The 23,529-nt window shown below is 70.8% G+C and carries 18 protein-coding genes; 5 read left to right on the top strand and 13 right to left on the bottom strand.

The features are described from left to right. Positions 1-2: 2 nt before the first annotated feature. Positions 3-920 carry a heme o synthase gene (locus tag ABZX75_RS14575; RefSeq protein WP_355410604.1) on the bottom strand — a complete coding sequence of 306 codons (918 nt, stop codon included), beginning with the start codon at positions 918-920 and terminating at the stop codon, positions 3-5. Between the two features lie 357 nt (positions 921-1,277). Here ABZX75_RS14575 and tkt point away from each other — a divergent pair, with 357 nt between their 5' ends. From tkt to pgl, 5 genes are all read left to right on the top strand, one after another. After that, positions 1,278-3,380: a transketolase gene (gene tkt, locus ABZX75_RS14570; RefSeq protein WP_355410498.1), complete on the top strand. Its 2,103-nt coding sequence runs from the start codon at positions 1,278-1,280 to the stop codon at positions 3,378-3,380. A gap of 34 nt (positions 3,381-3,414) precedes the next feature. Then, the gene (gene tal / locus ABZX75_RS14565; RefSeq protein ID WP_355410497.1) at positions 3,415-4,533 is read left to right on the top strand and encodes a transaldolase; all 1,119 of its coding nucleotides are present in this window, start codon (positions 3,415-3,417) and stop codon (positions 4,531-4,533) included. A 5-nt stretch (positions 4,534-4,538) separates the two neighbouring features. After that, positions 4,539-6,068 carry a glucose-6-phosphate dehydrogenase gene (gene zwf / locus ABZX75_RS14560; protein ID WP_355410496.1) on the top strand — a complete coding sequence of 510 codons (1,530 nt, stop codon included), beginning with the start codon at positions 4,539-4,541 and terminating at the stop codon, positions 6,066-6,068. Continuing rightward, entirely contained in the window at positions 6,065-7,123 is a 1,059-nt protein-coding gene (gene opcA / locus ABZX75_RS14555) for a glucose-6-phosphate dehydrogenase assembly protein OpcA (RefSeq protein WP_355410495.1), read from the top strand. The genes zwf and opcA overlap by 4 nt, the downstream gene beginning before the upstream one ends. A 195-nt stretch (positions 7,124-7,318) precedes the next feature. Next, the gene (gene pgl, locus ABZX75_RS14550; protein WP_355410603.1) at positions 7,319-8,101 is read left to right on the top strand and encodes a 6-phosphogluconolactonase; all 783 of its coding nucleotides are present in this window, start codon (positions 7,319-7,321) and stop codon (positions 8,099-8,101) included. Between the two features lie 85 nt (positions 8,102-8,186). Here pgl and pgi read toward each other — a convergent pair whose 3' ends face one another. The 12 genes from pgi to ABZX75_RS14490 form a co-directional block, all read right to left on the bottom strand. Continuing rightward, entirely contained in the window at positions 8,187-9,884 is a 1,698-nt protein-coding gene (gene pgi / locus ABZX75_RS14545) for a glucose-6-phosphate isomerase (protein ID WP_355410601.1), read from the bottom strand. 188 nt (positions 9,885-10,072) lie between these two features. Continuing rightward, positions 10,073-10,408: an RNA polymerase-binding protein RbpA gene (locus ABZX75_RS14540; protein ID WP_007263454.1), complete on the bottom strand. Its 336-nt coding sequence runs from the start codon at positions 10,406-10,408 to the stop codon at positions 10,073-10,075. Between the two features lie 98 nt (positions 10,409-10,506). Continuing rightward, complete coding sequence (gene secG / locus ABZX75_RS14535) at positions 10,507-10,737, bottom strand: preprotein translocase subunit SecG (RefSeq protein ID WP_355410494.1); 231 nt, start codon at positions 10,735-10,737, stop codon at positions 10,507-10,509. Positions 10,738-10,879: 142 nt separating this feature from the next. Beyond that, positions 10,880-11,656, bottom strand: a complete 777-nt coding sequence (gene tpiA / locus ABZX75_RS14530; protein ID WP_355410493.1) for a triose-phosphate isomerase — start codon at positions 11,654-11,656, stop codon at positions 10,880-10,882. 6 nt (positions 11,657-11,662) lie between these two features. Further along, positions 11,663-12,874, bottom strand: a complete 1,212-nt coding sequence (locus ABZX75_RS14525) for a phosphoglycerate kinase (RefSeq protein WP_355410492.1) — start codon at positions 12,872-12,874, stop codon at positions 11,663-11,665. Positions 12,875-13,026: 152 nt separating this feature from the next. Beyond that, on the bottom strand, positions 13,027-14,031 hold the full coding sequence (gap, locus tag ABZX75_RS14520; RefSeq protein WP_355410491.1) for a type I glyceraldehyde-3-phosphate dehydrogenase: 1,005 nt from the start codon (positions 14,029-14,031) through the stop codon (positions 13,027-13,029). 231 nt (positions 14,032-14,262) lie between these two features. Next, positions 14,263-17,229: a M14 family zinc carboxypeptidase gene (locus ABZX75_RS14515; RefSeq protein ID WP_355410490.1), complete on the bottom strand. Its 2,967-nt coding sequence runs from the start codon at positions 17,227-17,229 to the stop codon at positions 14,263-14,265. A 168-nt stretch (positions 17,230-17,397) separates the two neighbouring features. Continuing rightward, complete coding sequence (gene whiA / locus ABZX75_RS14510; protein ID WP_355410489.1) at positions 17,398-18,393, bottom strand: DNA-binding protein WhiA; 996 nt, start codon at positions 18,391-18,393, stop codon at positions 17,398-17,400. Then, positions 18,384-19,439: a uridine diphosphate-N-acetylglucosamine-binding protein YvcK gene (gene yvcK, locus ABZX75_RS14505; RefSeq protein WP_355410488.1), complete on the bottom strand. Its 1,056-nt coding sequence runs from the start codon at positions 19,437-19,439 to the stop codon at positions 18,384-18,386. Before yvcK ends, whiA begins: the two co-directional genes overlap by 10 nt. Continuing rightward, the gene (gene rapZ, locus ABZX75_RS14500) at positions 19,436-20,383 is read right to left on the bottom strand and encodes an RNase adapter RapZ (RefSeq protein WP_355410487.1); all 948 of its coding nucleotides are present in this window, start codon (positions 20,381-20,383) and stop codon (positions 19,436-19,438) included. The genes yvcK and rapZ overlap by 4 nt, the downstream gene beginning before the upstream one ends. Continuing rightward, positions 20,380-22,392: an excinuclease ABC subunit UvrC gene (uvrC, locus tag ABZX75_RS14495; protein WP_355410486.1), complete on the bottom strand. Its 2,013-nt coding sequence runs from the start codon at positions 22,390-22,392 to the stop codon at positions 20,380-20,382. The genes rapZ and uvrC overlap by 4 nt, the downstream gene beginning before the upstream one ends. 282 nt (positions 22,393-22,674) lie before the next feature. Further along, entirely contained in the window at positions 22,675-23,526 is an 852-nt protein-coding gene (locus tag ABZX75_RS14490; RefSeq protein WP_355410600.1) for a hypothetical protein, read from the bottom strand. Positions 23,527-23,529: the final 3 nt, after the last annotated feature.

The raw sequence follows: 23,529 nt of genomic DNA, 5'->3' as shown, positions 1-23,529 counted from the left end.
AATCACCTGAGGAAGGGATCCACGGCCACCGCCACGAAGAGCAGCGACACATAGGTGATGGACCAGTGGAACAGGCGCATCTCCTTGAGCTTCGCGCCCGTCAGGCCGGACTTCGCCCGGGCGTGCAGGGCGTGCGCCTCCCACAGCCACCAGCCGCCGGCCAGCAGCGCGACCGAGGTGTAGAACCAGCCGGTGTACCCCAGCGGGGTCAGCAGCAGCGAGACCGCCACCATCACCCAGCTGTAGAGGACGATCTGGCGCGCCACGACCCTGTTGCCGGCCACGACCGGAAGCATCGGCACGCCGACCCGCGCGTAGTCGTCCTTCACCTTCATCGACAGCGGCCAGTAGTGCGGCGGCGTCCAGAAGAAGATGACGAGGAAGAGGATGACCGCGGCCCAGGAGACCTCGTTCTTGACCGCGGACCAGCCGATGAGAACCGGCATGCAGCCCGCGATGCCGCCCCAGACGATGTTCTGGGCGGTGCGCCGCTTCAGCAGCATCGTGTAGACCACGACGTAGAAGAGGAGCGCGCCGAGCGCGAGGGCGGCCGACAGCCAGTTGACGAGCAGACCGAAGAACAGGGTGGAGACCACCGCGAGGGTGATGCCGAAGACCAGGCATTCACGGGGACTGACCATGCCGGTCACCAGCGGCCGCCCGGCGGTCCGGTCCATCAGCGCGTCGATGTCGCGGTCGATGTACATGTTCAGCGCGTTGGCGCCGCCCGCCGACAGGTAACCGCCGAAGCAGGTCGCCAGGACCAGCCACAGCGACGGCACGCCCTGTTCGGCGAGGAACATCACCGGCACGGTCGTGATGAGCAGCAGCTCGATGATCCGCGGCTTGGTCAGTGCCACAAAGGCCATGACCCGGGCCCGGAACGGCCGCTGACCGGAGCTCGCCCCGAGCGCTCCCACGGCCCCGCGGGCACGGGCGGTGCCCCCACCCGCTGGACGGGATTCGACGGCCGTCACGCACACCCCTGACAGAGAATCCAGCAAGCACCGACTCGGGCCGTTCACGACATGAAGGTCCGGTAAAGGCTTGCGCGTACCACGCCACTCTAGACGTTGCCCTTGGGCCGCCTTGCGCGGGGGTCGCCCCGTGTTGGGTTCGATCCGGGCTCCGCCGGGCAGGCAGACAGGGGCCGACGACGTAGTGACGTACTGCGGGCACTCGAATAGCTGCACGCCGTGGCGGGGGTAGGCTCGGAATCGCGCCGGTGCACCGTTCGTCACCGGGAACAGACATGTGGAGAGGAGCCCTGACCAACGGTGAGCACCAAGCCGACCACCACAGAGCTCGAGTGGACCGAACTGGACCAGCGGGCCGTCGACACCGCCCGCATCCTGGCCGCTGACGCGGTCCAGAAGGTCGGAAACGGCCACCCCGGTACGGCGATGAGCCTGGCCCCCGCCGCGTACACCCTCTTCCAGAAGGTGATGCGGCACGATCCGGCGGACCCCGAGTGGGTCGGCCGCGACCGCTTCGTGCTCTCCGCGGGGCATTCGTCCCTCACCCTGTACACCCAGCTGTACCTGGGCGGGTTCGGGCTCGAACTGGACGACCTCAAGGCGTTCCGCACCTGGGGCTCCAAGACCCCCGGCCACCCGGAGTACGGCCACACGGCCGGCGTCGAGACCACCACCGGTCCGCTGGGCCAGGGTGTGGCCAACGCGGTGGGCATGGCCATGGCCGCCCGCTACGAGCGCGGCCTGTTCGACCCGGAGGCCGCCCCGGGCACCTCCCCGTTCGACCACATGATCTACGCGATCGCGGGCGACGGCTGCCTCCAGGAGGGCATCTCCCACGAGGCGTCCGCGCTGGCGGGCCACCAGAAGCTCGGCAACCTCGTGCTGCTGTGGGACGACAACCACATCTCCATCGAGGGTGACACGGAGACGGCCGTCTCCGAGGACACCGTCGCGCGCTACGAGGCGTACGGCTGGCACGTCCAGCGCGTCGCGCAGCAGGAGAACGGCGACCTCGACCCGAAGGCGCTGTTCCAGGCGCTCCAGGCCGCCAAGGCCGAGACGGAGCGCCCGTCCTTCATCGCGGCCCGCTCGATCATCGCCTGGCCCGCCCCGCACGCCCAGGGCACCGAGGCCTCGCACGGTTCCGCGCTCGGCAACGACGAGGTCGCCGCCACCAAGCGCGTCCTCGGCTTCGACCCGGAGCAGACCTTCGAGGTCTCCGACGAGGTCATCGCGCACACCCGCAAGGCGCTGGACCGCGGCCGCGAGGCCAAGGCCGCGTGGGAGAAGGACTTCTCCGCCTGGCGCACCGCGAACCCGCAGCGCGCCACGGAATTCGACCGCATCAACGCCAACGAGCTGCCCGCGGGCTGGGAGGACAAGCTCCCCGTCTTCGAGCCCGGCAAGGGCGTCGCCACCCGCGCGGCCTCCGGCAAGGTGCTCGAAGCGCTCGGCGCGGTCATCCCGGAGCTGTGGGGCGGCTCCGCCGACCTCGCCGGCTCCAACAACACCACCATCGACAAGAGCTCCTCGTTCCTGCCGGTGGGCAACCCGCTGCCGGAGGCCGACCCGTACGGCCGCACCATCCACTTCGGCATCCGCGAGCACGCCATGGCCGCGGCCATGAACGGCATCGCGCTGCACGGCCACACCCGCGTCTACGGCGGCACCTTCCTGGTGTTCTCCGACTACATGCGCAACGCCGTCCGCCTGTCCGCGCTGATGCACGTGCCGGTGACGTACGTGTGGACGCACGACTCCATCGGTCTCGGCGAGGACGGCCCGACCCACCAGCCGGTCGAGCACATCGCCGCGCTGCGCGCCATCCCGGGCCTGAACGTGGTCCGCCCGGCCGACGCGAACGAGACCGCCATCGCCTGGCGCGAGATCCTCAAGCGTCACACCAAGGTGTTCGGCAAGGGCGCCCCGCACGGCCTGGCGCTGACCCGCCAGGGCGTGCCGACGTACGAGGCGAACGAGAACGCCGCCAAGGGCGGTTACGTACTGTTCGAGGCCACGGGCCCCCAGGGCGAAGCCGCTGACGCCGAGGTCATCCTCATCGGCACCGGTTCCGAGGTCCAGCTCGCCGTCGCCGCGCGCGAGGCGCTCCAGGCCGAGGGCATCCCGGCCCGCGTGGTCTCGATGCCGTCGGTCGAGTGGTTCGAGGAGCAGGACCAGGCGTACAAGGACAGCGTCCTGCCGCCCTCCGTCAAGGCGCGCGTCGCGGTCGAGGCGGGCATCGGCCTGACCTGGCACCGTTACGTCGGCGACGCGGGCCGGATCGTGTCGCTGGAGCACTTCGGTGCCTCCGCCGACGGCGCCGTGCTGTACCGCGAGTTCGGCCTCACCGCCGAGGCCGTCACCGCGGCCGCCAGGGAATCGATCGCCGCCACCGCGCGCTGACGCCGGTACAGAACCGAAGTAGGAGATGTAACCCATGACAGACGCACTCAAGCGCCTTTCCGACGAGGGCGTGGCGATCTGGCTGGACGACCTGTCCCGCAAGCGCATCACGTCCGGCAACCTGGCCGAGCTCATCGACCAGTCGCACGTGGTCGGTGTCACCACCAACCCGGCGATCTTCCAGAAGGCGATCAGCGGCGGCGAGGGGTACGAGCAGCAGCTCGCCGACCTCGCGGTCCGCCGGGTCACCGTGGAAGAGGCCCTGCGCATGATCACGACGGCGGACGTCCGTGACGCCGCCGACATCCTGCGCCCGGTGTACGACCGCACCGACGGCCAGGACGGCCGCGTGTCGATCGAGGTCGACCCGCGCCTGGCGCACAGCACCGCGGCGACCATCGCCGAGGCCAAGCAGCTGGCCTGGCTGGTGGACCGCCCGAACACGCTCATCAAGATCCCGGCGACCAGGGCCGGCCTGCCGGCGATCACCGAGGTCATCGGCAAGGGCATCAGCGTCAACGTCACGCTGATCTTCTCGCTGGAGCGCTACCGCGAGGTCATGGACGCGTACCTGGCGGGTCTGGAGAAGGCCAAGGCCGCCGGCCTGGACCTCTCCCTGATCCACTCGGTCGCCTCCTTCTTCGTCTCCCGCGTGGACAGCGAGATCGACAAGCGCCTCGACGCGATCGGCACCGACGAGGCCAAGGACCTCAAGGGCAAGGCGGCGCTCGCCAACGCCCGCCTGGCCTACGAGGCGTACGAGGAGGTCTTCTCCTCGGACCGCTGGACCGCCCTGGAGCGCGTCGGCGCCAACAAGCAGCGTCCGCTGTGGGCCTCGACGGGCGTCAAGGACCCGGCGTACAAGGACACCCTGTACGTGGACGACCTGGTCGCCCCCAACACGGTGAACACCATGCCGGAGGCCACGCTGGAGGCCGCCGCCGACCACGGCCGCATCACGGGCGACACCGTGCGCGGCACCTACGAGCAGGCCCGCGCCGAGCTCGACGCGGTCGCGAAGCTGGGCATCTCGTACGACGATGTGGTGCAGCTGCTCGAGGACGAGGGCGTCGAGAAGTTCGAGGCGTCCTGGAACGACCTGCTGAAGTCGACCGAGGCGGAGCTCGTCCGTCTCGCCCCCGCGGAGGACTGAGTAACTTGTCGGTAAACGGAGCGAACCCGCTTCGTGACGCACAGGACCGGCGGCTCCCGCGCATCGCGGGGCCGTCCGGCCTGGTCATTTTCGGCGTTACGGGTGACCTGTCGCGCAAGAAGCTGATGCCTGCCGTCTACGACCTGGCCAACCGGGGCCTGCTCCCGCCCGGCTTCTCGCTGATCGGGTTCGCCCGCCGCGAGTGGCAGGACGAGGACTTCGCGCAGGAGGTCCACGACGCCGTCAAGCAGCACGCCCGTACGCCCTTCCGCGAAGAGGTGTGGCAGCAGCTGGTCCAGGGCTGCCGCTTCGTCCAGGGCGACTTCGACGACGACCAGGCGTTCGAGACGCTGAAGGCGACGATCGAGGAGCTGGACAAGGCACAGGGCACCGGCGGCAACTTCGCCTTCTACCTGTCCGTCCCGCCGAAGTTCTTCCCCCAGGTCGTCGCCCAGCTCAAGAAGCACGGGCTCGCGGACCAGAAGGAGGGCTCCTGGCGCCGCGCGGTCATCGAGAAGCCGTTCGGGCACGACCTGACCAGTGCGCAGGAGCTCAACCAGCTCGTGCACGACGTCTTCCCGCCCAACGAGGTCTTCCGGATCGACCACTACCTGGGCAAGGAGACCGTCCAGAACATCCTGGCGCTCCGCTTCGCCAACACCATGTTCGAGCCGATCTGGAACCGGTCGTACGTCGACCACGTGCAGATCACGATGGCCGAGGACATCGGCATCGGCGGCCGGGCCGGGTACTACGACGGCATCGGCGCGGCCCGTGACGTCATCCAGAACCACCTGCTCCAGCTGCTCGCGCTGACGGCGATGGAGGAGCCCGGCTCCTTCCACCCCAAGGCGCTGGTGGCCGAGAAGCTCAAGGTGCTGACCGCCGTGGAGCTGCCCGAGGACCTGGGCAAGCACACGGTGCGCGGCCAGTACTCGGCGGCGTGGCAGGGCGGCGAGAAGGTCGTCGGGTACCTGGAAGAGGACGGTATCGACCCCAAGTCGAAGACCGACACCTACGCGGCCATCCGGCTGGAGATCAACAACCGCCGCTGGGCGGGCGTGCCGTTCTACCTGCGGACCGGCAAGCGCCTGGGCCGCCGGGTGACCGAGATCGCGGTGGTGTTCAAGCGCGCCCCGTACCTCCCGTTCGAGTCGGGCGCGACCGAGGAGCTCGGGCAGAACGCCCTGGTCATCCGGGTCCAGCCGGACGAGGGCGTGACGGTCCGCTTCGGTTCCAAGGTTCCGGGCACCTCCATGGAGGTCCGGGACGTCACGATGGACTTCGCCTACGGCGAGTCCTTCACGGAGTCGAGCCCCGAGGCGTACGAGCGGCTCATCCTCGACGTGCTCCTCGGCGACGCGAACCTCTTCCCGCGTCACCAGGAAGTCGAACTGTCCTGGAACATCCTCGACCCGATCGAGCAGTACTGGGACAAGCACGGCAAGCCCGCCCAGTACCCGGCGGGCACCTGGGGGCCGGTCGAGGCGGATGAGATGCTCGCACGAGACGGACGGAGCTGGCGCCGGCCATGAAGATCGATCTCACGGAGACCAACTCCAGCAAGATCAACGCCGCGATGGTGCAGGCACGCCGGGACATCGGCACGCCGGCCATCGGCATGGTCCTCACGCTGGTGATCGTGACCGACGAGGAGAACGCGTACGACGCGCTCAAGTCGGCGAACGACGCGTCCCACGAGCACCCCTCGCGGATCGTCGTCGTCATCAGGCGGGTCAGCCGCTCGCCGCGCAGCCGCCGCGACGCCCGTCTCGACGCGGAGATCCGCGTCGGGGCGGACTCCGGCACCGGCGAAACGGTCGTACTCCGCCTTCACGGCGAACTGGTCGACCACGCCCAGTCGGTGGTTCTCCCCCTTCTGCTGCCGGACGCCCCCGTGGTCGTCTGGTGGCCGGACGGCGCCCCGACGGACCTGGCGGGCGACCCGCTCGGTGCGCTCGGCCAGCGCCGGATCGCGGACACGTACTCCTGCGAGGACCCGATCGGGGCGCTCGCCGCCCGGGCGACGGCCTACGCCCCCGGGGACACGGACCTGTCCTGGACCCGGATCACCCCGTGGCGCTCCATGCTGGCCGCCGCGCTGGACCAGCAGACCCTTTCGGTCGGCTCCGCGATCGTCGAGGGCGAGGACGAGAACCCGAGCTGCGAACTGCTGGCCATGTGGCTGGCGGACCGGCTCCAGGTCCCCGTCAAGCGCACGCTGTCCTCCGGGCCGGGGCTGACGGCCGTACGCCTGGAGACCAAGGACGGCGCGATCGTCCTGGACCGGGCGGACGGATCCCTGGCCACGCTGTGCATGCCGGGGCAGCCCGACCGTGCGGTGGCGCTCAAGCGCCGCGACACGGCCGAGCTCCTGGCGGAGGAGCTGCGCAGGCTGGACCCGGACAACACCTACGAGTCCGCGCTGAAGTTCGGCGTGGCGAGGCTGGAGGCCGAGTCCGCGGCGGACGCTCCGGCGAAGGCCGAGGCTCAGGCAAAGGCCGAGGCTCAGGCGAAGGCCGAGGCTCCGCCCGCGAAGTCGGCCCCCAAGCCGGCTCCCAAGCCGGCCAAGAAGGCCGCGGCCAAGTAGCCGGCCCTGCGGGGCCTTCCCCCACCCTGCCCCGTCCCGAAACCGGGCTGTGCCCGGACCGGTCCTCAAACGCCGGACAGGCTGACGACCAGCCTCGCCGGCGTTTGAGGCACGGGGGGCCGGGCGGGAGCCCCGGGAAGCGGGCCGCGCGGCCGCACCCACCGGAACGACCAAGAAGGCGGCAACAGCATGGGTATGACGACTCCCCAGGTCGTCGTCCACCGGGACAAGGAGCTGATGGCCCAGGCCGCGGCGGCCCGGCTCATCACCAAGATCGTGGACGCGCAGACGGCCCGCGGCACCGCGTCCGTGGTCCTCACCGGCGGCCGCAACGGCAACGGACTGCTCGCGGCGCTCGCCGCCGCCCCGGCCCGGGACGCCATCGACTGGTCCCGGCTGGACCTGTGGTGGGGCGACGAGCGGTACGTCCCCGCCGACGACCCCGAGCGCAACCACACCCAGGCCCGCGAGGCCCTCCTCGACACCGTCCCGGTGGACCCGGCCCGCGTGCACGCCATGCCCGCCTCGGACGGCCCGTACGGGACCGACGTGGACGCGGCGGCGGCCGCCTACGCCGCCGAACTGGCGAAGGCGGCGGGCCCGGAGGACCACGGACCGGTGCCCCGCTTCGACGTGCTGATGCTCGGCGTCGGCCCGGACACCCACGTGGCCTCCCTCTTCCCCGAGCATCCGGCGGCCCGCGAGACCGAGCGCATGGTCGTCGGCGTCCACGGCGCCCCGAAGCCCCCGCCCACCCGGATCTCCCTCACCTTCCCGGCGATCCGGGCGGCCCGCGAGGTCTGGCTCCTGGCGGCGGGCGGGGACAAGGCCGGCGCGGTGGCCATCGCCCTCGGCGGCGCGGGCGAGGTCCAGGCACCGGCGGCGGCCGCCTACGGCCGCTCCCGCACGCTGTGGCTGCTGGACCGCGCGGCGGCGGCGAAACTCCCCGCGGGGATGTACCCGCCGGCCTCGGCCTAGGCTTCCGGACAAAAGAGCGCGAGCGCGAGCGGAGCGCCCCCCACCGTCGAGGTGCGGGGCGCTCCGCCGTCCGTACGGGGAGGCCTCAGCCGCGGCCGCGCAGCTCGCGGTACGTGGCCACCAGTGCCTTCGTCGAGGGGTCCATGCCGGGCACGTCCGCGCCCTCCGTCAGCGCCGGTTCGATTCTCTTGGCGAGGACCTTGCCGAGCTCGACGCCCCACTGGTCGAAGGAGTCGATGTTCCACACCGCGCCCTGTACGAACACCTTGTGCTCGTACAGCGCGATCAGCTGTCCCAGCACCGCCGGGGTGAGCTCGGCGGCCAGGATCGTGGTCGTCGGGTGGTTCCCCTGGAAGGTCTTGTGCGGGACCAGCGGCTCGGGGGCTCCCTCCGCCCGCACCTCCTGCGGCGTCTTGCCGAAGGCCAGCGCCTGCGTCTGCGCGAAGAAGTTCGCCATCAGCAGGTCGTGCTGGGCCGCGAGCGACGGCGACAGCTCGGCGACCGGTCGCGCGAAGCCGATGAAGTCGGCGGGGATCATCCGCGTGCCCTGGTGGATGAGCTGGTAGTAGGCGTGCTGCCCGTTGGTGCCGGGGGTGCCCCACACCACGGGGCCCGTCTGCCATTCCACCGGATGGCCGTCCCGGTCCACGGACTTGCCGTTGGACTCCATGTCCAGCTGCTGCAAGTACGCGGTGAACCGCGACAGGTAGTGGCTGTACGGGAGCACGGCGTGCGACTGGGCGTCGAAGAACGCGCCGTACCAGATGCCCAACAGCCCCAGCAGCAGCGGGGCGTTCTGCTCCGCGGGCGCCGTGCGGAAGTGGCGGTCCATCTCGGCGAAGCCGCCCAGCATCGCGCGGAAGGCGTCCGGGCCGATGGCGATCATCAAGGAGAGCCCGATGGCCGAGTCGAAGGAGTAGCGTCCGCCGACCCAGTCCCAGAACTCGAACATGTTGGCCGGATCGATGCCGAAGTCGGTGACCTTCTCACCGTTGGTGGACAGGGCCACGAAGTGGCGGGCCACCGCGTCGGGGTCGCCGCCGAGGCCCGCCAGCAGCCACTCACGGGCCGCGGTGGCGTTGGTGATGGTCTCGATCGTCGTGAAGGTCTTGGAGGCGATGATGAACAGCGTCTGGGCCGGGTCCAGGTCGTGCAGCGCCTCGTGCAGGTCCGCTCCGTCCACGTTGGAGACGAAACGCAGGGTCAGGTCGCGGTCGGTGAAGGCGCGCAGGGCCTCGTACGCCATCGCCGGACCGAGGTCGGAGCCGCCGATGCCGATGTTGACGACGTTCTTGATGCGCCGGCCGGTGAAGCCGGTCCACTTCCCGGACCTGACCTGGTCGGAGAAGGCCGCCATCTTGTCGAGGACGGCGTGCACGCCGGGTACGACGTTCTCTCCGTCCACCTCGACGACCGCGTCCTGCGTGGCGCGCAGGGCGGTGTGCAGGACCGCCCGGTCCTCGGTCGTATTGATCTTCTCGCCGCGGAACATGGCCTCGCGCAACTCGGCCACGCCGGTAGCCGACGCCAGCTCGCGCAGCAGTTCCAGCGTCTCGTCGGTCACGAGGTGCTTCGAGTAATCGATGTGCAGGTCACCGGCCCGCAACGTGTAGCCGGTGCCCCGGCCCGGATTCGCCTCGAACAGCTCCCGCAGATGCGTCTGCCCGAACTCATCCCGGTGCTTGCCGAGTGCCAGCCACTCGGGCATCCGGTTGAGCTTCGTACGTCCCTCCCGTCGCCCACCACCACCCTCGCTTGACGCGCTTCGCGCGGCGGCCTGCATTGCGTTCATCTCGGACATCAACCCACTTCTTCCGTCCTGTCGTGCCCCGCCAATCCCCAAACCTAAGGGATCGGAAGCGGCTGTGTGTGACACCGCCTTCGGCGTGGGGCGCACGCGAAAGAGGCCCGGTCCCGCAGGAGAAGACTCCTGTGGGACCGGGCCTCACGTCACACGTTCACTCGGTAGTTTCAGATCTCGCCGCGGAGTTTGGCGAGCGCCTCCGCGAGGATCGCCTCGCCGTCGGCGTCCGTGCGCCGTTCCCGTACGTACGCCAGGTGCGTCTTGTACGGTTCCGTGCGCGGCGGCGCGGGCGGGTTGTCCCGGTCCTGGCCTGCCGGGAAGCCGCAGCGCGGGCAGTCCCAGGTGTCCGGCACCTGCGCGTCGCTGGCGAAACTCGGCTGTGTCTCGTGCCCGTTCGAGCACCAGAAGGAGATGCGCAGGCGGGGCGCGGATTCCCCGCGCTCGGCCTCACCCATCGGCCCCGCTCCGACCCGACTACCACGGATCGCGTTGCCACTTGCCACGGTCGTAACTCCCTGCGTGATGGTGCAGCCAAGCCTGAGTGGAATTCCTCATGATAGGCCGGGCCGAGCCGACCAAACCGCCGGAATGGCCAGAACGGTCAGCTGCTCGCCTTCATCAGCAGGCCGAGCGCCAGGATGCACGCGAACCACAACAGGCCGACGACGACGGTGATGCGGTCCAGATTGCGCTCCGCGACGGAGGAACCGCCGACCGACGACTGCATACCGCCGCCGAACATGTCGGAAAGGCCGCCGCCCTTGCCCTTGTGCATCAGCACGAGCAGCATCAGCAGGGCACTGAAGACGATCAGGGCGATCGAGAACCCCATAATCACGGCTGATTCCTACTTTCTGGCTTTTCTGGCTTTCCGGCTTTGCTGGGATGTGCGCGGGGGCCAGCGGCTGATGGCTCAGCCTCTGGCCCCCGCAAGGGTACGACGGATCCGCCCTACCGCATACTCACAGTGGTGCTCACTGGTCGCGGAAGCGGACGATCTTGACGAACTCGTCCGCGTCCAGCGCCGCGCCGCCGATCAGGGCGCCGTCGACGTCGGGCTGGGCCATGATCGCCGCGATGTTCCCGGACTTCACCGAGCCGCCGTACTGGATGCGGACCTTGTCGGCCAGCTCCTGCGAGTAGAGCTCGGCGAGGCGGCCGCGGATCGCACCGCAGACCTCCTGGGCGTCCTCGGGGGTGGCGACCTCGCCGGTCCCGATCGCCCACACGGGCTCGTACGCGATCACGATGGACTCGATCTGCTCGGCCGGGATGTCCTTGAGGCCGCCGTCGAGCTGGTTCAGCGTGTACTGGACCTGCTGGTCGGCCTTGCGGACGTCCAGGCCTTCGCCGACGCACAGGATCGGGGTGAGGCCGTGCCGGTAGGCGGCCTTGACCTTGGCGTTGCAGATCTCGTCGGTCTCACCGTGGTACTGGCGGCGCTCGCTGTGGCCGACGGCCACGTACGTGCACTTCAGCTTCGCCAGCATGGCGCCGGAGATTTCACCGGTGTAGGCGCCGGAGTCGTGCGCGGAGATGTCCTGGGCGCCGTACTTGATCTTCAGCTTGTCGGCTTCGACCAGGGTCTGGACCGAGCGGAGGTCGACGAAGGGCGGCAGGACCGCGACCTCGACGGCGTCGTAGTCCTTGTCGTTGAGCGAGAAGGCGAGCTTCTGGGTATGGGCGATGGCCTCGAGGTGGTTGAGGTTCATCTTCCAGTTGCCCGCCATCAGCGGGGTGCGGGTGGTCATTGGGGGTCAGCCCTCCAGGGCGGCGAGGCCGGGGAGCGTCTTGCCCTCGAGGTATTCGAGGGAAGCGCCACCGCCGGTGGAAATGTGGCCGAAAGCGTTCTCGTCGAAGCCCAGTGTGCGCACGGCCGCGGCCGAGTCTCCGCCGCCGACGACGGTGAAGGCGCTGCTGTCGACGAGGGCCTGGGCGATGGCCTTGGTGCCATGGGCGTAGTCGGGGTGCTCGAAGACGCCCACCGGACCGTTCCAGAAGACGGTCTCGGCGTCGGCGATCTTCGACGCGTACAGCTCGCGCGTCTTGGGGCCGATGTCCAGGCCCTCCTTGTCGGCGGGGATCTTGTCCGCGTCGACGGTGACGTACTGGGCCGGGGTCTTGCCCTTGAGGTCCGGGAAGTCGGCCGAGGCCAGGATGTCGACCGGGAGGATCAGCTCGACGCCGGTCTCCTCGGCCCGCTTCATGTACTCCTTGACGACGGCGACCTGGTCCTTCTGGAGCAGGGAGATGCCGACCTCGAAGCCCTTGGCGTAGAGGAAGGTGTACGCCATGCCGCCGCCGATGAGGATGCGGTCGGCCTTGCCGAGGAGTTGGTCGATGACGGCGAGCTTGTCGGAGACCTTGGCGCCGCCGAGGACCACGACGTAGGGCCGCTTGACCTCGTCGGTCAGCTTCTTCAGGACGCCGACCTCGGTGGCGATGAGGTAGCCGGCCGCGTGCGGGAGGCGCGCGGGGAGGTCGAAGACCGAGGCGTGCTTGCGGTGGACGGCGCCGAAGCCGTCGCCGACGTAGACGTCGGCGAGCTCGGCGAGCTGGTCCGCGAAGGCGCCGCGCTCGGCGTCGTCCTTCGAGGTCTCACCGGCGTTGAAGCGCAGGTTCTCGATGACGGCCACCTGGCCGTCGGCGAGGGCCCGGACGGTCTCCTGGGCGGAGGAGCCGACGGTGTCGGTGGCGAACGCGACGTCCGCCCCGAGCAGTTCGCCGAGGCGCCTGGCGGCAGGGGCGAGCGAGAAGGCCGGGTCCGGGGCGCCCTTGGGGCGGCCCAGGTGGGAGGCCACGATGACGCGGGCGCCGGAGGCGGCGAGCTTCGCGATCGTGGGCTGGACGGCGCGGATGCGGCCGTCGTCGGTGATGGTGCCCTCGGCGAGCGGGACGTTGAGGTCCGCGCGGACGAAGACCCGCTTGCCCTTGACGCCTTCGGCGAGCAGTTCGTCGATCGTCTTCATGTGTTTCTACTCCTTTGAGCCCTTCACCCGAAGGGCGAGGAAGGGAGAACGAGGCAAGCGACAGGGCCCGTGCGGCGCTTCGTCGCGCTGCCCGGACCCTGTGCTCACATCGTGGTGCCTTGCCTTAGACGCGTCTTTGAATGCCGGCGACCTTAGAGCTGGCCACCGACGAAGACCGTGAGGTCGACGAGACGGTTGGAGTAGCCCCACTCGTTGTCGTACCAGCCGATGACCTTGACCTGCTTGCCCTGGACCATGGTCAGGGAGGAGTCGAAGGTGCAGGAGTACGGCCAGTTCACGATGTCGGAAGAGACGATCGCGTCCTCGGTGTAGTCGAGGATGCCCTTCAGCTGGCCCGAGGCGGCCTTCTGGAAGGCGGAGTTGACCTCGTCCTTGGTGACCTCGCGCTCGAGCTCGATGACCAGGTCGGTCACGGAGCCGGTGGGGACCGGGACGCGCATGGCGATGCCGTCGAGCTTGCCCGCGAGCTCCGGGATGACCAGCGCGGTGGCCTTGGCGGCACCGGTGGTCGTCGGGATGATGTTCTCGGCGGCGGCGCGGGCGCGACGCAGGTCCGAGTGCGGGAAGTCCAGGATGCGCTGGTCGTTCGTGTACGCGTGGACCGTCGTCATCATGCCCTTGACGATGCCGAAGTTCTCCAGGAGAACCTTGGCCATCGGCGCCACGCAGTTGGTGGTGCAGGAGGCGTTGGAGATGACGTGGTGGTTGGCCGCGTCGTACTTGTCCTGGTTGACGCCCATCACGATCGTGATGTCCTCGTCCTTGGCCGGAGCCGAGATGAGGACCTTCTTCGCGCCGGCCGCGATGTGCTTGGCGGCGTCGGCCTTCTTGGTGAAGATGCCGGTCGACTCGATGACGATGTCGGCGCCCAGCTCGCCCCAGGGGAGGTTCGCGGGGTCACGCTCGGCGAAGGTCTTGAAGGTGTTGCCACCGACCGTGATGGTGTCGGCGGTGTGGGAGACCTCGGCCTTGAGGCGGCCCAGGATGGTGTCGTACTTGAGCAGATGCACCAGGGTCGCGTTGTCAGTCAGGTCGTTGACACCGACGATCTCGATGTCCGCTCCCTGCTCCAGGAGCGCCCGAAAGTAGTTGCGGCCAATTCGGCCAAAACCATTGATGCCTACGCGGATCGTCACGAACCGATCTCCTCGTTGGTGCGCCGGTCTGTGCGCCGGCGAGCTGTATGGGATGTCCCCGACCGCTTACGACCCTACCTCTCCGTGAGCTTCGGGGTGACATCGGCCGGGGCCTGACACTCCCCCCACTTCCTGGGAGGACTCTTGCGGGGGCCCCGACCGGACCTGCCGGTACGGGGCCCCGGGACCTCGCTCCCCGTCACTCACCGTGAGCATCGGGGAGGTCGCTGCTCAACGATCGAGCGAGCGCAGCGCCTTACCGACGAGTACCGCGCGGTCCGCCGCCGCGGGCACGTGTTCGAGGCCGAAGCCGAGGAGCACGGTGTTACGGGTAGTAACCGCCGCGTAGGAGGTGAACAGCTCCCCGGACCGGGACCAATCGCCTGGAACCGCGGGACTTCCGGCAGGCGCGCCCTGGGCGCTCCAGACGCCGAGAGAGGTCTCGAAACCCTCGACGGCCCGGTCCGCGCCGCCGACGGAGAGGCGCGCCTCGTCCGCGAAGACGCCGCGGCCGCCCGAGCCGGGGTCGGTGATGGAGGAGAGCGAGAGCTCGACGCTCTTGCCCGCGTACGCGCTCAGGTCGAAGGACACCTGCCGCCAGCCGTCGGAGGAGCCGGTGAAGCTGTTCCAGGCGCCGCTGGTGCCCTGCGGGGTGCAGCCGCCGCCGTCCAGGGTGAGGTAGCGGCGCAGGAACGGGTGGCCGTTCAGGAAGAATCCGGCCGCGCACTCCTGCGGCACGGCTGAACTGCTCAGGCCGCCCGCTTCGGGCAGGGTGGTCCAGTCGTCCCCGCCGGCCGTACGGGCCTCCAGGGCGGCGTGGTCGTAGCCCTCCTCGGTGTTCCAGTTCAGCGCGAGCTTCAGCCGCGGCTCGTCGGCCGCGCTGACCCCGGTGAGGTCGATCGTGCGGACCAGCCGCTTCCAGTCGTTGTCCTGGTGCGTGGCGGCGGCCATGCCGGTGCCGGCGTACGGGGCGTACGGGTTGACGACCCCGGCGAAGCGGCCCGCTTGCGCGCTCGCGAACTGCGGGAACCGGTCGGGAGCCAGGGTCTCGGAGGTCACGGTGTAGGAACCGGGGGCGTTGAGCGGGTTGCCCGCGGCGTCGCCGAGGCCGCCCCGGGCTCCGGCGAGGGCGCCCGCGCCGGTGAAGCCGGTGGCGCCGCTGACACTCGTACGGCCGTACGCGCCGAGCCAGTACTGGCTGAAGTCGTTCGTCACGGCGCGGCCGACCTGGGCGTTGCCGCCCGCCAGTTCACCGGCCTCGATCAGCCTGCCGCCCTCGTTCAGGAAGTCGCGCACCGCCAGCTGGGTGTCGCCGCCGGGGGTCGCGGCGCCGGTGTAGTGGAGGGCCGTACGGAAGTGGGAGAGCACTCCGAGGTGGTGCGGGGCGCCCTGGGTGGCGACGTCCCAGACCGCGGCGGAGCGGCCGTTGGCGCGCAGGGCGTCGACGTAGCTCTGCGCGTGCCGGGCCTTGGCTCCCTCCTCGGCGATCACGAGGACGTCCGCGCGCGGCCGCGCGGCCACCGTGTACGTGAAGTGCTCGCTGGAGACCTTCTTGCCGGAGCGGTCGCGGCCGGTGAACCAGACCTCGACCTTGTCGCCGGGCTTGGCGCCCTCCACCTCGGCGCGGTACTCGTCGAACCAGTTGTTGTCCTCGCCGCCGTAGACCTCACCGCCCCTCCAGGCGGTGAGGTCCTCGTCGTGCGTGCGCCCTGCGTTGATCCTGAAATTGAGCTCCTTGTCCCGGAGCGACGTGCGGGCCGTGACGGAGACCGGCTGGTCCTCGCCGCGGCCGGCGTAGGACGTGGTGAAGGGGTCCAGGGTGAAGTCCGCGGCGCTCAGGCCCACGGAGGACACCGGCCGGTCGGGCTGCGCGGCGCTCTCGCCGACCGAGAGGGCGAAGTCGATGTTCTTGGCGAACTCCGCCTGGATGAGCTTCTCGTCGTCCGGGAAGTTGAAGCCGGAGGCGCAGTCCTCGGGCTTCCACTCGTCGTTCGGGTCGCTCGCGGAGGCCGTCCGGCAGGTGGTCATCTCCGGCGTGAACATCATGATGCCGTTGACGTTGGAGGCGTGCCCGTCGGCCTCGCCGTTGGTGGTGTAGAGCTCGGAGGAGACCTGCGGGTGGTAGCCCGGGACGGCCGGGTTCTCCGGGGTGCCGGCGAGCGCCTCGTAGGCGACGTCGTCCGGGGTGGGGGTGGCCACCTGCCAGCCCACTCCGTAGAGCAGCAGCTCGGCGGCGGAGTGGTAGTTGATGGCGTACTCGAAGCCGATGCGCTTCTGGAAGCCGTCCAGGGCGACGGTCTCGGGCTCGGAGGAGGCCTTGGGGCCGCGGTAGGTCTCGCTCGCCGGGTTCGGGGAGGAGCCCTCGTTGTCGTAGCCCCACTTGTAGGTGAAGTTCCGGTTGAGGTCGACGCCGTCGCCGGGGGCGTGCTTGCCGTCGCCGTCGTTGTCGCGCATGTTCTTGCGCCACAGCCGCACGCCGTCGGGGGCGTGCGTGTAGTCGTACCCGTCGGGGTTGGCGGACAGCAGGAACCACAGCTCCGTGGAGTCCACCAGCCTGGTGATCCGCGGGTCCTTGCCGTAGTTGTCGAGGGTGTGGTGCATCAGCCGCCGGGTCATCTCGGGGGTGATCCACTCGCGGGCGTGCTGGTTGGACATGTAGAGCACGGACGGCTTGGAGCCGTCCTCGGCCTTGCGGGCGTTCTTGCTGACCTTGAGGGCGAGGATGTCCTTGCCCTGGACGGTCTTGCCGATGGAGACGACCTTGGTGAGGCCGGGGTGGGCCCCGGCGGTGGCGAGGATCTCCTCCTGGAGGCCGCCCTTGCCGCTGTACGGGCGGAACACCCCGTCGCCGGCGGCCTTGGCACGGGCCAGGCCCTCGGCCGCGACCTCGCGTTCGGCGAGCTTGACGCCCTGGGCGGCGAGTTCCTCGGCCTGGCCGCCGGTGAGGAAGAGCTCGACCTCGGCGGTGCCGGTCTGCGGGGCCTGCTCGGTGAGCTCGTGGGCGTCCTGGCCGGCGGCGAGGACGAGCGGCACCTGTTCCCGGGTGATGGCGGCGTCGTAGACCCGTACCTCGTCGGCGCCGGATGCCTCGCCGGAGTCGGCCGCGGGCCGGGCCTGCGCCGCCACGGGTAATGCGGCGAGTGTGGTTGCGAAGACGAGTGCGCTTGCGGCGAGGATCGATCTCGCGCGGTGCCTCATGTGCCCCCCTGGGCGTCGTCGGCCACGAAAGCGTTCGCACGACAGGCTCACGACAGCCCATGCCCATGTCAATGGGGCATACGGAAAGGGGCCCGCACGATCACTCGTGCGGACCCCTCGCGGCGTACGTACGGGGTGGCTGGGGGCTGTCCCGGGGACCGGGGGCTCCTAACCGGCCATGTTGTCGGCCATCTCGTCGCTCAGGTCGAGGTTCGACTCGGTGCCCGGGATGCCGAGGTCCTGGGCCCGCTTGTCGGCCATCGCCAGCAGGCGCCGGATCCGGCCCGCCACCGCGTCCTTGGTCAGCGGCGGGTCGGCGAGCGCGCCGAGCTCCTCCAGGGAGGCCTGCTTGTGCTCCATGCGCAGCCGGCCGGCCGCGGCGAGGTGCTCGGGGACCTCCTCGCCGAGGATCTCCAGCGCGCGCTGCACGCGGGCGCCGGCGGCCACCGCGGCCCTGGCCGAGCGGCGCAGATTGGCGTCGTCGAAGTTGGCGAGGCGGTTGGCGGTGGCGCGCACCTCGCGCCGCATCCGCCGCTCCTCCCAGGCCAGCACCGACTCGTGCGCGCCGAGCCGGGTCAGCAGGGCGCCGATCGCGTCGCCGTCGCGGACCACGACCCGGTCCACTCCGCGCACCTCGCGCGCCTTGGCGGCGATGGAGAGCCTGCGGGCGGCGCCCACCAGGGCCAGGGCGGCCTCCGGGCCGGGGCAGGTGACCTCCAGGGAGGAGGACCGCCCCGGCTCGGTCAGCGAGCCGTGGGCCAGGAAGGCGCCGCGCCAGGCCGCCTCCGCGTCACAGGTGGCCCCGGAGACCACCTGGGGCGGAAGGCCCCGGATGGGGCGTCCGCGGCCGTCCACGAGGCCCGTCTGGCGGGCCAGCTGATCTCCGCCCGCCACGACGCGGACCACGTAGCGGCTGCCGCGGCGCAGGCCGCCGGGAGCCATGACCACGAGGTCCGAGGAGTGGCCGAAGATCTCCAGAATGTCCTTGCGCAGGCGCCGGGCGGCGATGCCCGTGTCCAGCTCCGCCTCGATGACGATTCGTCCGCTCACCAGGTGCAACCCGCCCGCGAACCGAAGAATCGCCGAGACCTCAGCCTTCCTGCAGCAGGTCCGGGTGACGGGCAGGCGGGAGATCTCATCCTTCACCGCGGGCGTCATCGCCATGGGCCGATCCTTCCATGCATCCGAAAAATACGGTCGTACGCGGCGGCGAGCAGCTCCGGATCATGTTTCGGAGAGCCGTCCTGCCTGGCCACCGGCGCCAGCTCGACCGCGGCGCCGAACCGTTTTGCGGCATCGGCGAGGGACTCGCGGTCGGGCACGGCGGCCTCGTCGGCCAGCACCACGTCCAGGGCGAGTTTAGGGGCGTGTCGGGCCAAAACCTCCAAATGACGCTGCGGAGAGAAGCCCTCTGTTTCACCGGGTTGGGGCGCGAGGTTCAGCGAGAGGACCCTGCGGGCCTTGGTCTCGACCAGTGCGTCGAGCAATTCCGGCACCAGCAGGTGCGGAATCACGGAGGAGAACCAGGACCCCGGACCGAGTACCACCCAGTCGGCGTCCAGGACCGCCGCCACGGCCTCCGGCACGGCCGGCGGGTCGCTCGGCACCACCTGCACGGAGAGGACCTCGCCGGGGGTGAGGGCCACCGTGGCCTGCCCCCGGACGGTGTCCACGTCCTCGGGGCGGGCCGGGTCGTGGCCCTTGACCAGGGCTTGCAGCTCCAGCGGCACCGCCGACATCGGCAGCACCCGGCCCTGCGCGCCGAGCAGCCTGCCGACCAGGTCGAGGGCCTGGACGGGGTCGCCGAGCTGTTCCCACAGGGCGACGATCAGCAGATTGCCGACCGCGTGCTCGTGCAGGTCGCCGCGGGACTGGAAGCGGTGCTGGATGACGCGGGCCCAGGTCTGGCCCCATTCGTCGTCACCGCACAGCGCGGCCAGCGCCTTGCGCAGATCGCCGGGCGGCAGCACGCCGAGCTCCTCGCGGAGCCGCCCGCTGGAGCCGCCGTCGTCGGCGACGGTGACCACGGCGGTCAGTTCGCCGGTGATCCGGCGCAGGGCGGTGAGGGAGGCCGACAGGCCCTGGCCGCCGCCGAGCGCGACCACCTTGGGGGCCGCGCCGCGGCGGCGGCCGGTGCGGCCGCCGCCGTCGTCACCCCGGCCGGCGGTGAGCCGGCGCAGGCGGCGCAGGCGCAGGGTCCGTCCGGTCACTCGCGCCCCATGTCCCGGTGGACTACGACGGTCTCGACTCCCTCGGAGGCAAGGCGGGCGGCGAGCTTCTCGGACATGGCGACGCTGCGGTGCTTCCCGCCTGTGCAGCCGACCGCGATGGTCACGTACCGCTTGCCCTCGCGGCGGTAGCCGGTGGCGATGAGCTGGAGCAGCTCGGTGTAGCGGTCGAGGAACTCCTTGGCGCCGGGCTGGCTGAAGACGTAACCCGACACCTCCTCGTTGAGCCCGGTGAAGGGGCGCAGCTCCGGGACCCAGTGCGGGTTGGGGATGAAGCGGCAGTCGACGACGAGGTCGGCGTCGACGGGGAGGCCGTACTTGTAGCCGAAGGACATGACGGTGGCCCGCAGCTCGGGCTCCTCGTCACCGGCGAACTGGGCGTCCATCTTGGCGCGCAGCTCGTGCACGTTGAGGCTGGAGGTGTCGATCACCAGGTCGGCGTCGCCGCGCAGCTCCCGCAGCAGGTCGCGCTCGGCGGCGATGCCGTCGGTGATGCGGCCGTCGCCCTGGAGGGGGTGCGGGCGGCGGACCGACTCGAAGCGGCGGACCAGCGCGTCGTCGGAGGACTCGAGGAAGACGATGCGCCGGGTGACGCCACGGCTGTCGAGGTCGGCGAGGGACTCGCGCAGGGCGTCGAAGAACTGGCGGCCGCGGACGTCGACGACGACGGCGATGCGCGCCACATTGCCCTGGGAGCGGGCGCCCAGTTCCACCATGGTGGGGATCAGTGCCGGCGGGAGGTTGTCGACGACGAACCAGCCGAGGTCCTCCAGACACTTGGCCGCGGTGCTGCGGCCGGCTCCGGACATACCGGAGATGATCACCAGCTCGGGGATGGCCGCCTCGGCGGTATCGCCGGGCTCCACTGTCGTGCCCGTACTCACCTGTGCTCCGTCTCGGTCGTGCGTGGTCTCGTGCTCGGTCATTGCTCGGTCCCCCGTTCGGACGATGCTCCCGCTGGCGCGGGGGTCTCATCCTCAATGATCTCTCCTGTGGCCATGTTGACGGCAGGGCCGGCGGGAACCGCCCGGGCGAGGGCCGCGGCCACGGTCTCGGCCGTCTTGCGGCCTATGCCCGGGACCTCGCAGATCTGGTCGATTGTCGCCTGTCTCAGCTTCTTCACCGAACCGAAGTGCTTGACCAGGGCCAGCCTGCGGCTCTCGCCGAGGCCGGGTACGTCGTCCAGCGGGCCGGTCCGCAGGCGCTTGCCCCGTTTGTTGCGCTGGTACTGGATGGCGAACCGGTGGGCTTCGTCACGGACCCGCTGGAGCAGGTAGAGGCCCTCGCTGGTCCGGGGCAGCACGACCGGGTCGTCCTCGCCGGGCAGCCACACCTCTTCGAGCCGCTTGGCCAGGCCGCACACGGCGACGTCGTCGACGCCGAGCTCCTCCAGCGCCCGCTTGGCGGCGGCGACCTGCGGCTGGCCGCCGTCGACCACGACGAGCTGGGGCGGATACGCGAAGCGCTTGGGGCGCCCGTCGTCCTCGGGCGATCCCCCCTCCGCCTCCTCCTGCGGTTCCCACTCCCCCGTCTTCAGCTTCTCCTGGAGGTAGCGGCGGAAGCGCCGGGAGACCACCTCGTGCATGGAGCGGACGTCGTCCTGACCCTCGAACGACTTGATCTGGAAGCGCCGGTACTCGCTCTTGCGGGCGAGGCCGTCCTCGAAGACGACCATGGAGGCGACCACGTCGTCGCCCTGTAGGTGCGAGATGTCGAAGCACTCGATGCGCAGGGGGGCGCCGTCCAGCTCCAGCGCCTCCGCGATCTCCTCCAGTGCCCGGGAGCGGGTGGTGAGGTCGCTGGCCCGCTTGGTCTTGTGCAGGGCGAGGGACTGCTGCGCGTTGCGGTGGACGGTCTCCATGAGGGCCTTCTTGTCGCCGCGCTGCGGGATGCGCAGGCTGACCTGGGACCCGCGGCGCTCGGCCAGCCACTCGGCGAGGGCGGGCGTGTCCTCGGGCAACGCCGGGACCAGCACCTCCTTGGGGACGGCCTCGCCCTTCTCCTCGCCGTACAGCTGCTGGAGCGCGTGCTCGACGAGCCCGGCCGTGTCGACCGCCTCGACCTTGTCGGTGACCCAGCCGCGCTGGCCGCGGACCCGGCCGCCGCGTACGTGGAAGATCTGCACGGCGGCTTCGAGCTCGTCCTCGGCGACGGCGATGAGGTCGGCGTCGGTGGCGTCGGCGAGCACCACGGCGTTCTTCTCCATGGCCCGGCGCAGCGCCCCTATGTCGTCGCGCAGCCGGGCGGCCTTCTCGTACTCCATGTCCTCGGCGGCCTCGCGCATCTGCTGTTCGAGGCGGGAGAGGTAGGTGCCGGTACGGCCGGCCATGAAGTCGCAGAAGTCCTCGGCCAGTTCCCGGTGTTCCTCGGGGGTGACCCGGCCGACGCAGGGCGCGGAGCACTTGCCGATGTAGCCGAGGAGGCACGGGCGGCCGATCTGCTCGGAGCGCTTGAACACTCCGGCGGAGCAGGTGCGGACCGGGAAGACCCGGAGCATCAGGTCGACGGTCTCGCGGATCGCCCAGGCGTGCCCGTACGGACCGAAGTAGCGCACGCCCTTCTTCTTGGGACCGCGCATGACCTGGACGCGGGGGTACTCCTCGTTCATGGTGACCGCGAGGGAGGGGTAGCTCTTGTCGTCGCGGTACTTGACGTTGAACCGGGGGTCGTACTCCTTGATCCAGGAGTACTCCAGCTGGAGCGCCTCGACCTCGGTGGAGACGACGGTCCACTCGACGGAGGCGGCCGTGGTCACCATCGTGGCGGTACGGGGGTGCAGGCCGGCGACGTCCTGGAAGTAGCTGGCCAGGCGTTGGCGCAGGCTCTTGGCCTTCCCGACGTAGATCACCCGGCGGTGCTCGTCGCGGAACCTGTAGACCCCCGGGGAGTCGGGGATCTGTCCCGGCTTGGGGCGGTAGCTGGAAGGGTCGGCCATGCCAACCACCCTACTTGCGCGTGCTGACAACCGACCGTACGCCTCCGCCGCGCCGACCGGCCGTACGCCTCCGCCGCGCCGACCGGCCGTACGCCTCCGCCGCGCCGACCGGCCGGCCCCGCACCGTCGCGCCCCCGCCGGGGACGCCTTGGGCCTCGCCGTTTGAGGCGCGGGGTCCGGGCGGAGCCGCGGGCTCCGGGCCCGGCGGCGACCGGAGCGCCGAGCCCGGCCGACCGCGAGGGCCCCGCCCTGGCGGAGCGGGGCCCTCGCGGGCAGGCGGCGCTACGCCTCGCCGGTGCGGCGGCGGCGCAGGACCAGCACCCCGGCACCGCCCAGCGCGAGCGCCCCGGCGGCCACCACCGTCACGGGCGTGCCCGGCTCGGCGGACGCGGCGGACGCGGCAGCCCCGGCGGAAGCCGGAGCGGCGGGGCCCGGTGCGTAGCCGCCCGCCTTGCCCCCCTTGGCGTAACCGGAGCCGGGCAGCTTGTCCCCGTACGCCGCGCTCACGCGGGCCCGGTACGCGGCCAGGGTGGTCCCGCCCGCGCCCACGGCCCGTACCGCGTCCTCGTCCAGCGGCAGCACCCGGCCGCCCCCGGCGACGTACCAGGCGTCGATCTGCGGCTCCCGGAAGACGGTGCCGCCCGGAAGTTCGGCGGCGCCGAGCCGCGCGTAGCGGAACTCGTCGTCGCCGGTGGCGATGTTCACGACCTGCCAGCCGGCCGCGGTCCGCGCCGTCCACAGGGCGGCCTGCTGGCCGTCGGAGGAGACGGCCTTGCTGGCGAGGAATTCCAGGCGGGCGACGGGCGCGCCCTCCTTGCCCGCGACGAAGTCCGGGGAGAGGTGGTGCACCGGTATCGCCTCGCCCTCGATACGGGGCTGGGCGGCGCTCTGCGCGACCTTGCCCTCCCGGGAGAAGAAGCGGGAGAGGGTGGCCATGGTGTCGGGGGCCCCGGCCGCCCGCGCGGCTGCGGCCCGGGTCTCGGCGGTGTCGGACTGGGGCTGAGGTACGGGGGCCGCCGAGGCCTGCGGGGCGAGGGCCAGTACGGCGGTGGCGGCCGCGGCGAGGCCGGCAGCGGCGGTGGCGGTGCGCAGGGTGCGCCGGGTACGCCGGGTGGCGGGGCTGGAGGAGGCCATGGC

Source organism: Streptomyces sp. NPDC003038 (assembly GCF_040611115.1).
In the GTDB taxonomy this organism is placed as follows: domain Bacteria; phylum Actinomycetota; class Actinomycetes; order Streptomycetales; family Streptomycetaceae; genus Streptomyces.
This window is presented reverse-complemented; position numbering and strand designations above follow the sequence as displayed.

Excerpts from the sequence above, each read along its gene's own strand:
- tal (WP_355410497.1), top strand. The coding sequence starts at position 3,415 with ATGACAGACGCACTCAAGCGCCTTTCCGACGAGGGCGTGGCGATCTGG.
- opcA (WP_355410495.1), top strand. The coding sequence starts at position 6,065 with ATGAAGATCGATCTCACGGAGACCAACTCCAGCAAGATCAACGCCGCG.
- pgl (WP_355410603.1), top strand. The coding sequence starts at position 7,319 with ATGACGACTCCCCAGGTCGTCGTCCACCGGGACAAGGAGCTGATGGCC.
- pgi (WP_355410601.1), bottom strand. The coding sequence starts at position 9,884 with ATGCAGGCCGCCGCGCGAAGCGCGTCAAGCGAGGGTGGTGGTGGGCGA.
- secG (WP_355410494.1), bottom strand. The coding sequence starts at position 10,737 with ATGGGGTTCTCGATCGCCCTGATCGTCTTCAGTGCCCTGCTGATGCTG.
- tpiA (WP_355410493.1), bottom strand. The coding sequence starts at position 11,656 with ATGACCACCCGCACCCCGCTGATGGCGGGCAACTGGAAGATGAACCTC.
- ABZX75_RS14525 (WP_355410492.1), bottom strand. The coding sequence starts at position 12,874 with ATGAAGACGATCGACGAACTGCTCGCCGAAGGCGTCAAGGGCAAGCGG.
- ABZX75_RS14515 (WP_355410490.1), bottom strand. The coding sequence starts at position 17,229 with ATGAGGCACCGCGCGAGATCGATCCTCGCCGCAAGCGCACTCGTCTTC.
- whiA (WP_355410489.1), bottom strand. The coding sequence starts at position 18,393 with ATGGCGATGACGCCCGCGGTGAAGGATGAGATCTCCCGCCTGCCCGTC.
- rapZ (WP_355410487.1), bottom strand. The coding sequence starts at position 20,383 with ATGACCGAGCACGAGACCACGCACGACCGAGACGGAGCACAGGTGAGT.
- uvrC (WP_355410486.1), bottom strand. The coding sequence starts at position 22,392 with ATGGCCGACCCTTCCAGCTACCGCCCCAAGCCGGGACAGATCCCCGAC.
- ABZX75_RS14490 (WP_355410600.1), bottom strand. The coding sequence starts at position 23,526 with ATGGCCTCCTCCAGCCCCGCCACCCGGCGTACCCGGCGCACCCTGCGC.